Source organism: Halomonas sp. MES3-P3E (assembly GCF_002836035.1).
Classification (GTDB): Bacteria; Pseudomonadota; Gammaproteobacteria; order Pseudomonadales; family Halomonadaceae; genus Vreelandella; species Vreelandella arctica.
In genome coordinates this window covers 44,140-59,217 of record NZ_PJBT01000184.1, presented here as the reverse complement: position 1 = coordinate 59,217, position 15,078 = coordinate 44,140, and the positions used below count along the sequence as shown (strand labels likewise).

At 55.5% G+C, this 15,078-nt stretch carries 12 protein-coding genes and 1 CRISPR repeat array (1 of these 13 only partly in view); of the genes, 5 read left to right on the top strand and 7 right to left on the bottom strand.

Going from position 1 to position 15,078, the window contains the following annotated elements; all coding sequences use genetic code 11:
* A CRISPR array of direct repeats spans positions 1–3,726; the repeat unit is 28 nt; unit sequence GTGCGCTGCCGCCCAGGCAGCTCAGAAA; it reaches 2,306 nt to the left of the window's first position.
* 241 nt (positions 3,727–3,967) lie between these two features.
* The 3 genes from CXF87_RS14405 to CXF87_RS14395 all read right to left on the bottom strand — a co-directional run bounded on the left by CXF87_RS14405 (position 3,968) and on the right by CXF87_RS14395 (position 6,220).
* Entirely contained in the window at positions 3,968–4,399 is a 432-nt protein-coding gene (locus CXF87_RS14405) for a DUF29 domain-containing protein (protein WP_101147089.1), read from the bottom strand.
* Between the two features lie 390 nt (positions 4,400–4,789).
* Positions 4,790–5,092: a hypothetical protein gene (locus CXF87_RS14400; protein ID WP_101147088.1), complete on the bottom strand. Its 303-nt coding sequence runs from the start codon at positions 5,090–5,092 to the stop codon at positions 4,790–4,792.
* 45 nt (positions 5,093–5,137) lie between these two features.
* Positions 5,138–6,220 carry an alpha/beta hydrolase gene (locus CXF87_RS14395; RefSeq protein ID WP_232774933.1) on the bottom strand — a complete coding sequence of 361 codons (1,083 nt, stop codon included), beginning with the start codon at positions 6,218–6,220 and terminating at the stop codon, positions 5,138–5,140.
* 151 nt (positions 6,221–6,371) lie between these two features.
* Here CXF87_RS14395 and CXF87_RS14390 point away from each other — a divergent pair, with 151 nt between their 5' ends.
* Complete coding sequence (locus CXF87_RS14390; RefSeq protein WP_101147087.1) at positions 6,372–7,400, top strand: acyltransferase family protein; 1,029 nt, start codon at positions 6,372–6,374, stop codon at positions 7,398–7,400.
* Positions 7,401–7,436: 36 nt separating this feature from the next.
* Here the strand turns inward: CXF87_RS14390 and CXF87_RS14385 are convergent, their stop codons facing one another.
* Positions 7,437–8,060: a hypothetical protein gene (locus CXF87_RS14385; protein WP_101147086.1), complete on the bottom strand. Its 624-nt coding sequence runs from the start codon at positions 8,058–8,060 to the stop codon at positions 7,437–7,439.
* A 533-nt stretch (positions 8,061–8,593) separates the two neighbouring features.
* Here CXF87_RS14385 and glnA point away from each other — a divergent pair.
* The 4 genes from glnA (at position 8,594) to ntrC (ending at position 13,408) form a co-directional block, all read left to right on the top strand.
* The gene (gene glnA, locus CXF87_RS14380; RefSeq protein ID WP_101147085.1) at positions 8,594–10,000 is read left to right on the top strand and encodes a glutamate--ammonia ligase; all 1,407 of its coding nucleotides are present in this window, start codon (positions 8,594–8,596) and stop codon (positions 9,998–10,000) included.
* Positions 10,001–10,156: 156 nt separating this feature from the next.
* The gene (locus CXF87_RS14375) at positions 10,157–10,705 is read left to right on the top strand and encodes a DUF4124 domain-containing protein (RefSeq protein WP_101147084.1); all 549 of its coding nucleotides are present in this window, start codon (positions 10,157–10,159) and stop codon (positions 10,703–10,705) included.
* 221 nt (positions 10,706–10,926) lie between these two features.
* Positions 10,927–11,988 (top strand): nitrogen regulation protein NR(II), encoded by a 1,062-nt coding sequence (gene glnL, locus CXF87_RS14370; protein WP_035586359.1) that lies wholly within the window; start codon positions 10,927–10,929, stop codon positions 11,986–11,988.
* On the top strand, positions 11,981–13,408 hold the full coding sequence (ntrC, locus tag CXF87_RS14365; protein WP_101147083.1) for a nitrogen regulation protein NR(I): 1,428 nt from the start codon (positions 11,981–11,983) through the stop codon (positions 13,406–13,408). The genes glnL and ntrC overlap by 8 nt, the downstream gene beginning before the upstream one ends.
* A 14-nt stretch (positions 13,409–13,422) precedes the next feature.
* On the opposite strand, the gene CXF87_RS21675 is transcribed toward ntrC, so the two are convergent.
* The 3 genes from CXF87_RS21675 to CXF87_RS14355 all read right to left on the bottom strand — a co-directional run bounded on the left by CXF87_RS21675 (position 13,423) and on the right by CXF87_RS14355 (position 14,344).
* The gene (locus CXF87_RS21675) at positions 13,423–13,590 is read right to left on the bottom strand and encodes a DUF6435 family protein (protein ID WP_144408617.1); all 168 of its coding nucleotides are present in this window, start codon (positions 13,588–13,590) and stop codon (positions 13,423–13,425) included.
* An 86-nt stretch (positions 13,591–13,676) separates the two neighbouring features.
* On the bottom strand, positions 13,677–14,207 hold the full coding sequence (locus CXF87_RS14360; protein WP_035564130.1) for a YqiA/YcfP family alpha/beta fold hydrolase: 531 nt from the start codon (positions 14,205–14,207) through the stop codon (positions 13,677–13,679).
* A gap of 5 nt (positions 14,208–14,212) precedes the next feature.
* The gene (locus CXF87_RS14355; protein WP_008956940.1) at positions 14,213–14,344 is read right to left on the bottom strand and encodes an entericidin A/B family lipoprotein; all 132 of its coding nucleotides are present in this window, start codon (positions 14,342–14,344) and stop codon (positions 14,213–14,215) included.
* Between the last annotated feature and the right edge of the window lie 734 nt (positions 14,345–15,078).

The window sequence follows — 15,078 nt, the reverse complement described above, 5'->3', positions numbered from 1 at the left end:
GAAAATAAAGCTCATGAACAACCACCGGAATCTTTTGTGCGCTGCCGCCCAGGCAGCTCAGAAATTACGCGCTATACCTAGTCGCGTAACTGCAAAGTGCGCTGCCGCCCAGGCAGCTCAGAAACATACGCAGCTCACCCTCAGCGGGTGATGTGAGTGCGCTGCCGCCCAGGCAGCTCAGAAAAATGAAAAGTCTACTGGGTGGTATTCTCCGCTGTGCGCTGCCGCCCAGGCAGCTCAGAAAATTCTCTTCTGGATCGCTGTAACTGACGGAAAGTGCGCTGCCGCCCAGGCAGCTCAGAAAAGGAACAAATGCTCTGGATTCACGCATAAAGGGTGCGCTGCCGCCCAGGCAGCTCAGAAAGCCGACGTAGGGGCACATCGAAATAAGCGACTGTGCGCTGCCGCCCAGGCAGCTCAGAAATTCTGCTACTAATTACGACATGACTGCTATTGGTGCGCTGCCGCCCAGGCAGCTCAGAAAGCAAGACAGCGGCGCGACCAATGAAAAGTCTAGTGCGCTGCCGCCCAGGCAGCTCAGAAAGGCACGAGAGCAATTCCGGGGCGAATGGCTGGAGTGCGCTGCCGCCCAGGCAGCTCAGAAACCAGCAGTTTGCTGGGACACGCCTCGCGGTCAGTGCGCTGCCGCCCAGGCAGCTCAGAAATTTCTGATCGATACAAAGAAGTTGGCGAGATCGTGCGCTGCCGCCCAGGCAGCTCAGAAAAATAGCCTGGCTGAGATTGAACAGTTGCTACGGTGCGCTGCCGCCCAGGCAGCTCAGAAAGGCTTCGCCCTCACACCGCCCTGGTTACGGTTGTGCGCTGCCGCCCAGGCAGCTCAGAAATTCGAGCGCGCTTTTTTAGATCTGTTGGGTGAGTGCGCTGCCGCCCAGGCAGCTCAGAAAACGCCCCGCCTGCCCTGGTTACGGGCGCGACGGTGCGCTGCCGCCCAGGCAGCTCAGAAAATCGGTGGCCGCGAACACCGCCGCCGTTTCGGGTGCGCTGCCGCCCAGGCAGCTCAGAAACAACCCCTACGCAAAAGCCCTCAAGGCCAACGGTGCGCTGCCGCCCAGGCAGCTCAGAAACGCGACGGTGAAGTCATGGTGCGCATTCTGCGGTGCGCTGCCGCCCAGGCAGCTCAGAAAGTCCCAAATGATGGACCGCCGTGATGCCAACAGTGCGCTGCCGCCCAGGCAGCTCAGAAAAGGAAGAAGCGGCGATCCTTTTCATGCTGCTTGTGCGCTGCCGCCCAGGCAGCTCAGAAAGTGCGCACGCGAAAGTAGCGCTTCTTGGGATCGTGCGCTGCCGCCCAGGCAGCTCAGAAAGCTGGCGTGCTGATGGGCAAAGACCGGGAAGGGTGCGCTGCCGCCCAGGCAGCTCAGAAATAACGATTCGTTAGAGGTGCTGGATAAGCTGCGTGCGCTGCCGCCCAGGCAGCTCAGAAAGCCCACATCGAGCAGCGCCTGGGCGAACTGCAGTGCGCTGCCGCCCAGGCAGCTCAGAAAACGATGAAATCTGGATGTCGGCAGGCGACCTGGTGCGCTGCCGCCCAGGCAGCTCAGAAAATGAAGTAGCGCGCGGGTTTTTGGGCCTGCGAGTGCGCTGCCGCCCAGGCAGCTCAGAAAAAATAGACCTCGTCGACGCCGCCGACCGCCTAGTGCGCTGCCGCCCAGGCAGCTCAGAAAATCGACACCGGTGCCACGTTCGGCGTTGGCCTGTGCGCTGCCGCCCAGGCAGCTCAGAAATTCTGGCACGAACGGCGCGCGCACTGCTTGCAGTGCGCTGCCGCCCAGGCAGCTCAGAAACAGTACTTCAGCAACAAGGACAATAGCACCCGGTGCGCTGCCGCCCAGGCAGCTCAGAAAATTCCTGTTCCTGCCGCGCGGTGCTGTCATCTGTGCGCTGCCGCCCAGGCAGCTCAGAAAAATGTGGGTAGGAGGTTCGCCTCGCTTCTTTGGTGCGCTGCCGCCCAGGCAGCTCAGAAAAGCCCGCGTATGAGCTGGTCATTGATGAGCTCGTGCGCTGCCGCCCAGGCAGCTCAGAAAACGCGCAGCACAAAGGTTTGCGCGCTGGCGCCGTGCGCTGCCGCCCAGGCAGCTCAGAAAATCGACTGGGCGCAAGGCGGGCCGCTAATCGCGTGCGCTGCCGCCCAGGCAGCTCAGAAAGGACGCTAGGTGGCTGCGCAGGTTACGGGCGTGTGCGCTGCCGCCCAGGCAGCTCAGAAAAAGCTAGCTCGCAATCCTGTTAGCTACGAAGCGTGCGCTGCCGCCCAGGCAGCTCAGAAAGGAACTGGAAGCCAGCTTTGCAGATCGCCAAGGTGCGCTGCCGCCCAGGCAGCTCAGAAAAGTAGCTCGGCAGACTCCAAGTGCTCGCTAAGGTGCGCTGCCGCCCAGGCAGCTCAGAAATCGCTTATGCCGTCAATCTCCCGCATCGCGAAGTGCGCTGCCGCCCAGGCAGCTCAGAAATGGAGGCCAAGCAGCAATTCAACCGTGCGTTAGTGCGCTGCCGCCCAGGCAGCTCAGAAAATCTGACCCTGATGCGTCATTCACTACACCCCGTGCGCTGCCGCCCAGGCAGCTCAGAAATTTCAAGTCGGACATGATGGGCCGCTTGTTGGGTGCGCTGCCGCCCAGGCAGCTCAGAAAAGGTGGCTTTTGCCGGTGCCTACCGTGCCCATGTGCGCTGCCGCCCAGGCAGCTCAGAAACGCCGGCATCCCGCGCAAGTTCCTAGGCTCAACGTGCGCTGCCGCCCAGGCAGCTCAGAAAGAACGAAGCCTTGAAGGCGCTCGGCAAGCTGCGTGCGCTGCCGCCCAGGCAGCTCAGAAAACTACGTCGTCGGGCAAGCCAGCGGGCGGGACGTGCGCTGCCGCCCAGGCAGCTCAGAAAATGTCAGGCGTGACTATCTTGCCTTTGGTGCCGTGCGCTGCCGCCCAGGCAGCTCAGAAATGGAATCGGCCGCTGTTGGGATTCACGCCCATGTGCGCTGCCGCCCAGGCAGCTCAGAAAGTTCCAGGCTTCGGCCTTCTCGATGTTGCCCTGTGCGCTGCCGCCCAGGCAGCTCAGAAACGCCACCACCCCCGCCGCCTGGGAATTCTCCAGTGCGCTGCCGCCCAGGCAGCTCAGAAAGCTAGAAAGCCAGGCCAGTGAGGCGGGCGAGAGTGCGCTGCCGCCCAGGCAGCTCAGAAATGACGCTATTGGCGTGCCGACCCAGTGGGGTCGTGCGCTGCCGCCCAGGCAGCTCAGAAACTAACCATTTCAGTGCGTGCCGATGCGAAATTGTGCGCTGCCGCCCAGGCAGCTCAGAAAAAAGCAGCGGCTATCCCCAGCGTCAACACCGAGTGCGCTGCCGCCCAGGCAGCTCAGAAAGACAAGCTGCCGCCCGTATCGCGAATGTAGTCGTGCGCTGCCGCCCAGGCAGCTCAGAAAAAGGGTAAATTCAAATCAACGGCCCCTCCCTCGTGCGCTGCCGCCCAGGCAGCTCAGAAAACCCGCGCCACCAAGCAGCCGCGCAAATGCCCGTGCGCTGCCGCCCAGGCAGCTCAGAAACAAGGCGAACCCACATCACCAAGCTGTTCACCGTGCGCTGCCGCCCAGGCAGCTCAGAAAATTCGTCGCGCAGGGCATCTTGAGTGCTGGCCGTGCGCTGCCGCCCAGGCAGCTCAGAAAATTCGTCGCGCAGGGCATCTTGAGTGCTGGCCGTGCGCTGCCGCCCAGGCAGCTCAGAAATGTTCAAGCGCCCAGGCGTAGGCATCCTGCTCGTGCGCTGCCCAGGTAGCTCAGGTAAACGTCAACGAAGCGCAGAAGTATGGGTGAGAGTACGCTGCCGTCCAGGCAGTTTTGCTAGATTTAAGATGTGTACTGGTAGTATCGCTGTGCGGTGCTTTCGGGGTGCGCTAGCGCTCATGCCAAGCTACAAGTGACGTGCATTGGGCGAGTAAGTGGTTAGGCCTGACTGCTTTCATGCGATTTAGTGCTCGACAGGTTGAAACGTTACCGCTTCATCGAAACTGTACATACACTTTTCTGGAAAAGCGTGCAGCTCGCTATCGGTCTCAATCGCTGCTGCGCGGCGTGCATCTTCGTACGCTTCGCTCATCAGTTCAGGTAATGATGCTTTTAGGCTGGGGTTGTCGTTCAGTAAGCGATTCGTTTTGGCTTGGGCATCAATGATCGTCAACCGCCAGCTACGTGAGCGGCGTTCGGGCTGGTGATCCCATTTCAGCAGGTGCATTAACAGACGAGCCAATTGGCTGACCAGCGCGCGCCGTTCGCTTTTGCCCATGCTCTCAATCTCCTCGGCGAGGTGCTCAAGATCAAGTTGCTCCAGTTTCCCCGCCCGCAGTAGCCCAGCTTGCTCCAGGGCCCAGGCATAGGCATCGTGTTCATAATGTACGGCCATAGTGATACTCCTCTAAAACCGCTAAACCACTTTGCATTTGTTTAGTGTAAACGCAAGAAGACAACAGGCGACAATATTGAAGTGAGTATAAATTTACATGGTGGCTTCTGTTAACTGTTGCTAACGCGGAGTGTGAGGATAGTTTGCCTGCCACCTTAGGTGATTAATTTGCGCTGTAGCTCAGGCAGCTCAGAAAGATGTGGGAGTTCGAGTCTCCCCATCCGCAATAAATATGATAAGTGCCTTTGGTATTGCTGCGCGTAATCGCAAGGCCATCAATGTGGTTGCGATTACGCTACTCAAGAATGGCTGCTTGGCTATTCAAATTCACACAAAAAAGCCATCGCGTTGGATGGCCTCTGTTACTGAAATCAGGAACGCGCTAACGCGTTAATCTTCTTTCGGCGGTGTTTCCATGGCGCGTTTGTCGTCGGGTACCCGTACGATGTGGCCGACTTCGAGCTTGCTGTGGCGTTGGTGGCGGCCGCCGCTGGTGTCGATAATGGCGACAACTTCGCCAATGCTGACAGCGTCATCTTCGCGGTAGGCTTCTACTTTGATGCGTACCATCATGCCCTGGAAACGTGCGGAAATAATATCGCCTGGGTCGGGTGCCCTGTGGTCGGGGTCGTTTTTAAAGTATTCCGCTACGCTGGCGCTGCCGGGTTCGTCCCATTCAATATGCTGATGCATTGTGGTCTTCCTTGTCGTGTTGGATGTTGCTTCAGTGTAGTGCGTTCAGCTGCTTACTTCATCAGGGCTGGCGGTGCTTTCTAAACCGCCTGGGCTTGCTGCCTCTGCTCGCGCTTCATTGGCTTGTTCTTCATTCTGCTCTTCAATCTGTTCTTCAGTTTGCGTTTCAACTTGTGTTTCAGCTTGTTTTTCAATTCCCGCTACGCTGTTTGTTTGCCCCACGTATTGAAACAGGAAATTGAGCGCGGCGGGTAGGCTGGCGCGCCAAACCTGCCATGTGTGGCCGCCGGGGTAAAGGTCGAGCCGTACCTCGTTGGGTTGAATGCGCTCCATGGCTTGGCGGAGTAAGCGGGCGTGAAATTCTGCGTCGTAAACGTCGCTGCGCCCGGCGCTGATATACAGTGGTACGGGGGGAAGGTCGCCTTCTTCATCGGTGCCGCGGGGGGTGACACGCAGGCGGTACTCTTCTAAATGGGCGGTGTAGTTGAGGGTTTCCCAAAGCTCGCGGTCAAATTGCCCTTGGTCATTAATAAAGGCTGGGTGGCGCCAGGCGGAGGAGTTGCGCGGTGGTAGGGGGGCGTAGCTTGCGGGGCTAAGCGCCGCGACGGCGGCAAATAAATCAGGCCGTTCTAGGGCGAAGTTAAGCGCACCGTAACCACCGGCGGAAAGCCCCGCTACGCCACGTAGGTGGCGTTCTTGCCCAACGCGATAGGTAGCTTCCACGTGGGGCATTAGGTCATTAAAAAACGCGCTACGGGCGGGTTCGTTATGGCCATCTACCCACCAGCTGCGGCTGCCGGGCATAATGAAAACTGCCGGGGGTATATGCCCTGCGCGAATTAACCTGTCGGCTACCTGTTGTAAATTGCCGCGGGAAACCCAGTCGCGGTCGGTGCCAAAAGAGCCGTGCAGCATGTAAATGACGGGATAGGGCGTAGTCGACTGGGTGTCATAATTATCAGGTAAATACACGCTATAAGGGTAATCGTAACCGAGGGTGGATGAGGAAAAATAATGATGCTCAACGTCGCTTGCCAAGCTGTGGCCGCTGAGTGTTAGCCACCCAATAAAAGTGGTGAGTAGGGTGCGAAACCGGTAGGAGAGGAAAGGTGGTTTTGGGATGAACACGTTTTCTCCGGAATTAAACTAGTTTAATAAAGTCGGACAGCGCGGCGGTACTGGTTGTTCATCGTAGCTATGCAGACTCGTTATGCCGAGCAGTTACACAAAGTAGCCATGCAGGATAGCAGGTTAGGCGTATGTAGCGGCGGGAGGCCCAATGCGAAAAATTGAAGAGATCTATTGGTTGCGCGCTTACGGCTGTATAGCCGTTTTTTTGTTTCATTTATTAGATCACGTCAATCAACGCCTCGATAATGTCGCCACTGATTTAATGCGCCTGCCGCTGGTGCTGGGTACGCCAATATTTCTGTTTATATCGGTCTTTGTGTTTGCTGTTCGCTACGATAAATCCGTGCCGGAGGGGTTTCTTATTCAGCGCGTAAAGTATGTGATGGTGCCGTACTTTGTGTATGGCTTTATTTATTCCACCGCTGAATGGTTAAGCCAACAGGCGTCGGATGAGCCGGTGGGGTTCGTGGCTAATGCTATCGAGTATTACGTTTATGCGGGCTGGCATGGCTATTTTTTGATCATTGCGATGCAGTTTTACGTGGCTTATTGGCTGTTTACCCGCTGGCAGCTGTGGCGATTGAATCCGGTGCCATGGTTGTGGGGTGCCTGCGTTATCAGCATGGCGTATTGGGGGCTGGCTTATTGGTTTGATGTTGATTTGCCCGGCTACCTGCTGTGGATCGCCCCGCTGGGGTGGATCTATGTGTTTTTCCTGGCGCTGGTGCTAGTGCGCTACTACCCGCTAGCTCAAGAGGGTGTACTCGCTGAGCGGCCCACCTGGATGCAGCAATTGGCGCACCCGGCGTGGTTGGTGCTGTTGGTGGCGCTAATTATAGCGGCGACGTTTGCGGGTTGGCTGGCGTTTTCATCCAAAGAGGTGTGGGTGATTCCATTTTTCGTGCTGTTTACGCTTTGCGCCATGCGTTATTTGGCTGGGCGCCCGGCGCCATTGTGGGTGCGCCACATCAATGCGTATTCGTTTGGGATTTACTTGGCCCACCCCATGTTCTTTGTGCTTGCCGATCTGGTCGTTGAGCCTTTGTCGTTGCCGATTGGGGTGTATGCGCTGGTACTCATCGTCGTGGGACTCGCCGGGTCGGTGGCCCTTAATAAATTGGCGAATACCACCACACTGGGAGCGATGCTGTTTGGCAAGCGCTTGAAGGTTCGGTAATGGAAATATGTGAGTGCATAAATCGAAAGGCACGGCTTACCGCTTCGATGTGTAAGCGAGATCCGGGTCGTTGGGCAGCATGGCGGATGTGTGTTCAGCAGCCTGGCTAAGCAAGCGGCCGCTGTACGTTTTTAAGCGAGTGGGGCAGTCATGCAAACGCTGTAAAAAATCGTCAATCGCGCTGGCGTCATCCAGCTCGGGATCAAATCCACCTAAGCGCTCAAGCCAGGCCCGCCTGACGGCGATGTAGGGCGGTAACAGCAGCGTGCTTGCCAATAAGCGGCGCAGGATGCGTTTGGCTAATGATGGCTGAGCAAGGCCAACAATTAAGGCATCAAGGTTGTAGGTGTTCAATTGCGGGTAGAGTGAGCCCCAGAGGCTGGCAGGCAGTGGCTGCTTCTGCAGCGCAATAATTAACCACTCAGCTTGGCTGGCAAAGGCTGCTTTATTGAGGCGTGCGCCTAGTGGTAGCTTGGGGGTGATCAAGCAATGAGTGTGGTAGCGCTGCTCAATCGAGCTGAGACGCGCATGGGCTTGCGTGCTGGTTACCAAAATGGGCAGCAAGTGGTCGGCTACGCCAGAATCACGTATGGATTTTAAGTGGCGTGGCAACATGTTACCCGTCACCATGGCATCAACGATAAAGCAAACCGACCCCATTTGCCGACTCCGATTGTGAGCAAATCTATCAAATTGTAATTTATTGTAGTATCTGGCTTATTTGGGTAGCAAGTAAAAAAACTTGCGAGCCAAAAAAGAGGGCTCACTATTATTCATGCACTTTATTGGCGCATAAAACATTATTTTTGCCCTGTATTGGTGCGCTATGGCTTTTTTAAACAGCTGCCGAACCAGCATTTAGCTGCTATGCGTCATCAAGAGGCATCCTTGTCCACTTTTTAACGTTTATAAAACAATTGGTTGCTGATTTTTTATGCCATCTTGGTGCAGGGTTGGCATGTTCTCTGCATTATATTTGCAAGCGGCTAGCGGGCCGTAGGCATAAGCCCTACGACGTGCTAAAACGATAGCCGGTCTGAAATGCTCGCTGAGCGATTTGTTCACTAATGTCAGGCAAACGTTGAGCGAACAAGAATGACAAACGTGCGGTTTAGCGCGTATTTTGTCGAACAACACATTTATCGGTAGCTTACAGTCGTTAACTTTAAGCCACGCTCATACCGGAGGACTCTATGTCAGCCAAGACTCTCGCGCTAATTGAAGAACATGATGTTAAGTGGGTAGATCTGCGTTTCACCGACACTCGCGGTAAAGAACAGCACGTGACTGTGCCTGCTCGCGATGTGAACGAAGAATTCTTTGAGAATGGCCAGATGTTTGATGGCTCTTCTATCGAAGGTTGGAAGGGCATTAACGAATCCGACATGATTCTGCGCCCGGAAGATGGCACTGGCTATCTCGACCCCTTCACCGAAGATGCGACGCTGGTTCTGCGCTGCGACATCATCGAGCCGGCCACTATGCAGGGCTACGATCGTGACCCGCGCTCCATCGCCAAGCGCGCTGAAGCTTATCTAGAGTCTACTGGCCTGGGCGACACTGCGTTTTTCGGTCCTGAGCCTGAATTCTTTATCTTTGACGAAGTGCATTGGAAGTCTGACATTCAGGGCTCCATGTACAAAATCACGTCTGACGAAGGCGCTTGGGCGACCAGTAACCAGGTAGAAGGCGGTAACTTAGGCCACCGCCCGCGCGTTAAAGGCGGCTACTTCCCGGTTCCCCCGGTTGACAGCTTCCACGATATTCGTGGCGCGATGTGTAACACCCTGGAAGCGATTGGCCAGACTGTCGAGGTTCACCACCACGAAGTTGCCAACGCGGGTCAGAACGAAATCGGCGTTAAATTCAACACGCTGGTGAAGAAAGCTGACGAAGTGCAGGAAATGAAGTACGTGATCCACAACGTGGCGCACGCGTATGGTAAAACGGCGACCTTTATGCCGAAGCCGCTGGTAGGCGACAACGGTTCTGGTATGCACGTTCACCAGTCGTTCTGGAAAGGTGGTGAGAACCAGTTCGCCGGTGACGAGTACGCTGGCCTGTCTGAAATGGCGCTTTTCTATATCGGCGGCATCATCAAGCACGCCCGTGCCCTAAACGCCTTTACTAACGCTTCTACCAACTCGTACAAGCGTCTGGTACCTGGCTTTGAAGCGCCGGTCATGCTGGCCTACAGTGCCCGTAACCGTTCTGCTTCTATCCGTATTCCTTACACCGCTAGCCCGAAAGGCAAGCGTGTTGAAGCTCGCTTCCCTGATCCGACTGCCAACCCGTACCTGGCATTCTCTGCCATGTTGATGGCCGGTATCGACGGTATCAAGAACAAGATCCATCCTGGCGATGCAATGGATAAAAACCTGTACGACCTGCCGCCAGAAGAAGGCAAGTTAGTACCGACCGTAGCACACAGCCTGGATCAAGCACTGGAAGCCCTCGACGCTGACCGTGCGTTCCTGACCGAAGGTGGCGTGTTCACCGACGAAATGATCGATGCCTACATCGAACTCAAGATGGAAGAAGTGGAGCGTATCCGTATGACGACGCACCCCATCGAGTTTGATATGTACTACAGCTGCTAATCAGCGCTTTTAGCACCTAACTGCTACCATCACCCTAGCGGTGGTAACAGTTGATAAAGACGCAGTTGATCAAAACGCAGTTGATCAAAATAGTATCAAAACCCCGCTTCGGCGGGGTTTTTCGTTATTGAGGGTGTGACAAGTGTGAGGAGCAGTATGGGCAAGCTAACCACGTACACGATCAGCTTCTTGATGGCCGCTTTGCTGGGCATCGGGGCGGCCATCATGTCAGGTGCGGCTTTTGGGCAAACGGTTTTCAGGGTCATTGATGAGCACGGCAACGTTACGTTTACCGATAACCCTGGCCGCGGCGGGGAGGCGTTGGAATTGGCACCGTTGCCAAGCCTGCCGCCTGGGTTAAGCGCAGCTACGGCCAGTGTAGCCACGCCCGCTACTGGGCGCCCACGTGGCAAGCCAGGGCAGCCTTTTATGCCGTATGACCATTTTTCGATTGCACTGCCCCAGCAAGGCGCACGGCTGCCGGAGCGAAGCACCGCGGTGGAAGTGGCTATTGCGCCTCCGCTGCGCGATGACCACCAAGTGCGGCTGATAGTGAATGGAGAGATTAGCCAGACCGCGCTGCACAGTGATGTTTTCTGGTTAACGGGGCTTCCTGCGGGGCAGCACGAGCTTCAAGCAGAGCTACTGGATAGTAGCCAGCGTTTACAGCACCGCACGCCCGCAGTGACGATTACGGTTCCTTAGACCGGGTGGTTAAAATCTCGAATGCACTAAATTGGTGCGGTTGTGGAGGCATTTGGCGCGGTGATTGCGCTAAAACGATCCATCTTCTTTTATTGCTATGCCCGCAAGCCGTGCAACTAGGCATAAATGCATAATTGGCGCGCTTTTTGCAGTTCCCTCATTGATTATCCACCTGTAGGTCTGCAACGGCGATGGAAGACGTAATTTCTCAGGACACCACCATGCATCAGCGTTTGCTTGAACATCTCACCACGGCGGTACTGCTGCTGGACGGCGAGCTGCGTGTGCGCTGGATGAACCCTGCCGCTGAAGCCTTACTAGCGGTTAGCTTAAGCCGCGTTCACGGCATCAGCCTAGATACGCTTCTGGGCGGTGTTGACAGCATCGATGAGGTATTGGCTAAAGCGCGGGATGCGTTTCATCCTTACACCCAGCGAGAAGCGCGTATTACGCCGCTGAACAGTGAGCCGCTGACGGTCGACTACACTGTAACGCCGCTATCGGACGACGAGTTACTGTTAGAAGTGGAGCCGCGGGATCGGTTAATGCAGATCTCGCGTGAAGAGGCGCTGACCACTCGCCAAGAAACCATCAAGATATTGGCCCGTGGGCTTGCTCACGAAGTGAAAAACCCGCTCGGCGGGATTCGTGGTGCTGCACAGCTGTTAGAACGGGATTTAGACGATCCGGCGCTGCGCGAATATACCCATATCATTGTGGAAGAGGTGGATCGGCTGCGCGACTTGGTCGACTCCATGCTGGGCCCTAACCGTGTGCTTAAGCATGAGCCGGTCAATATTCACCGGGTGTTGGAGCGTGTACGCGCGCTGTTAATTGCCGAGCATCCCAGCGTTGTTATTAGCCGCGATTATGACCCCAGTTTGCCCGACCTTTCCGGCGATGAATCTCAAATGATTCAAGCGGTACTCAACGTTGCACGCAACGCCGTGCAAGCCATGAGCGATGCTCAAACCCCTGAACCTACCTTAATATTGCGCACCCGCGCCCGGCGACAGTTTACCCTCGGGGCGGAACGCCACCGCTTAGTCAGTGAAGTCTCGGTGATTGATAACGGCCCAGGCATTCCCGATACGCTGCAGGAAACGCTGTTCTACCCGATGGTGTCAGGACGCGCAGAAGGCAGTGGCCTTGGGTTATCGATCGCCCAGTCGATTTTGCACCAACATCAAGGATTGATCGAATGCGACTCACGACCCGGACATACCGAATTTCGTTTACTGATTCCATTGGTAATAATTTTACCGGAGAAGCGTCATGACTGAGGCTACACGTACCGATGTTGCGCGGGTGGTGATTGTCGATGACGACCGCGCTATCCGCTGGGTGCTGGAGCGCGCCTTGGCGCAGCCCGATCTCGATGTTGAGTGTATTGAGCGTGCAGATACAGCCCTTGCGCGTTTACTGGAAAGCCCTCCCGACGTGCTGGTCACCGACATTCGTATGCCAGGCATCGACGGCCTGGACTTAATGGCGAGAGTACGCGAGGCGCATCCCGATCTACCGGTGATCGTGATGACCGCCCATTCCGACCTAGACAGCGCCGTCGCTTCCTATCAGGGCGGGGCGTTTGAATACCTGCCTAAACCGTTTGACGTTGATGAAGCCCTGGCGCTGGTGCGCCGCGCCGTGGCCCACGCCCGGGAACGCCAACGACCGGTCGCCGTGCCGGAAGGCTTAAACGCTGAGATTATTGGTGAAGCGCCCGCGATGCAGGAGGTGTTTCGCGCCATTGGCCGTCTTTCTCACTCGCATATCACGGTGTTAATCAACGGGGAGTCGGGGACGGGTAAAGAGCGCGTTGCCCAGGCGCTGCATCAGCATAGCCCGCGTGCCGGTAAACCCTTTATCGCGTTGAACATGGCGGCGATTCCTCGCGACTTGATCGAATCGGAGCTGTTTGGCCATGAGAAGGGTGCTTTTACTGGGGCGGCACAGCAGCGCCAAGGGCGGTTTGAGCAGGCCAACGGCGGCACACTGTTTTTAGATGAAATAGGCGATATGCCATCGGAAACCCAAACGCGCCTGCTGCGCGTGCTGGCGGATGGTGAGTTCTATCGCGTCGGGGGGCATACGCCGGTCAAAGTGGACGTGCGTATCATCGCCGCTACTCACCAAAATCTAGAAGTGCTGGTGGATGACGGCCGCTTCCGGGAGGATTTGTTCCACCGCCTGAACGTGATTCGTATCCACCTGCCGAAACTGGCTGAAAGGCGCGAAGATATACCACGTTTAACCCGACACTTTCTGGCCGAAGCGGCGAAAGAGCTGACTACCGATATCAAGGTGCTGACCAGTGAAGCGGAAGCCCACCTAACACGCTTGCCGTGGCCCGGTAACGTGCGGCAGTTGGAAAATATCTGCCGGTGGCTGACGGTGATGGCGTCGGGGCGTGAAATCCTGGTTGAAGATTTGCCGCAGGAACTGCGCTCGCCAAGCGCTTCCGAAAGTAGCGCCCATGGCGATTGGCGTACGGCGTTTCGCGACTGGGCGGATCATGCCTTGGCCGAAGGCCATACCCATCTTTTGGAAGAGGCGGTGCCCGATTTTGAGCGGATTCTGATTGAAACCGCTTTAAAGCATACCGGTGGACGCAAAGGTGAAGCCGCTGAACTGCTTGGCTGGGGGCGTAATACACTGACCCGCAAATTAAAAACGCTGCTGCCAGCACTGGCTGACGAGTAAAGGCTAAGCAGTCGTTACTGCTCAAGGCGTTTAATCTCAGCCAATATCGCCTCAGCTTCTTCGGTAAGGGTGGCATTGGCGCGCATATCGCCGTTACGAGACGCTTCCATCGCGGCTTGCAGTTTACGCTCATAATTTTGCTGGAGTTTCTTTTTGGGGTCGCGCTTAAACATGCCAAACATAAGCAATTTCCTCACTATCTGGTTTTGGTGTACACCATTTGTATAGGTTTTGGTTGCTTGTGTCGAATGTTTGTTTTGGTCAGCGGTTATGCGTCGTTCTGAGAGTCCGCGCTGCATTGACATAGAAAGCGCTCAAAATCGACCAAAATGGTGTCGAGGCTGGCGTGTAAGCGGTGATCATCGTCCACCATTCTCAGCGACAGCCGCTGCAGGCGAGCACGTTCAATCACCGGTTCAGGGGCAACGATATCATCGCGCCAGCCGTGAACAATGTGCGTGTGGCGTGCCTGGATGGTGGGCGACGTTTCAGGGTAGGCGGCTATGCCTAACGCGGGGGCTAACAAAAAACAGCCTAATACGGGCTGCTGAGCGCTGACGGCCGCGCTTAGCCACCCGCCCAGGCTTGAACCTGCCAGTACACAGTGGGCAGGGTCATCACCGCGCTCGGCTATCACCTGTAAAAGATGCTGAAGACGTTGCTGGGGCTCTGCCATGCCTCGATAGTCCATTACCACGGGCTCACAATCATCTAGTTTTTCAGCAACGCCTTTTAGTGCCTGGATTTTAAGTGCCCCTGGGCCGCTCTCTAGGCCGTGGGATAAGTAAACAGTCATCATCACGTTTAGCTCGCTGAGCGTTGGATAGCTTCTCCACCCTGTTCGATATCCTCACCAGCACCCCGAATGGTATTGCAACCACTTACCAACAGAAGTGTGGTCATGACGAGTATGGCAAGCGCAATAGTACGTTTCATAGCGGTTTCCTCAAAGGCATGGGCGTGCGTCAAACATTGATAGAGCTGTCTGGACACTTTTTAAAGCAAAGCCTTTTTATAGCAAAGTGGGAAGGTTCGTTAGCAAAAATAATCGCTGTTGCGCCGTTTCGCCATCATTTTAATGTGTTTCAGCTAGATAGATGTGTCTTGATAACGTGTGCTTATGTCGCATGTGCCAGTTCTACACATCAAAAGTGCAGGGAAATTAGCCTATTTGGAGATGTTTGTTGTTTTTAAGTTATTGTTTTTAATTATTAATGTTGATTATTGGCATGGCTTGGCGCAGTCCCTGCAGCTACTGAGTAGTTGCGTAGAAGTTCAGTTGTTTAGCTCTAGCCGTTTAGATAATTGTTATTAGTAACTAAGTGAGTGGGTTGAGAGAAAAAAGGAAGGCAGGACGCCGAAAGACAAACAGGGAGTTAAGTTAAAGGACAATCCGCCCACTCACTGGTTGCAGCGCAAGGAGGCGCTGTTCATCAGACCAAGGAGTGGAGTCGGTGCAAAACGGCCATCTCGTGAAAACGGGGTGGTCTTTTTGCGTGCGAAAAATATTTTAAGTACTTGATTTTTATATATTTTAAAATTTAGCTTTTTGCATCGCTTTTGTACACACAGCTCTCGTACAGATAAAACCTGTGTTTTAGTCTATCCTTTCGATAAAACCAAATGTAGCGGTTAGAAAACGTCAACGTAACGACCGCACACGACCAGGG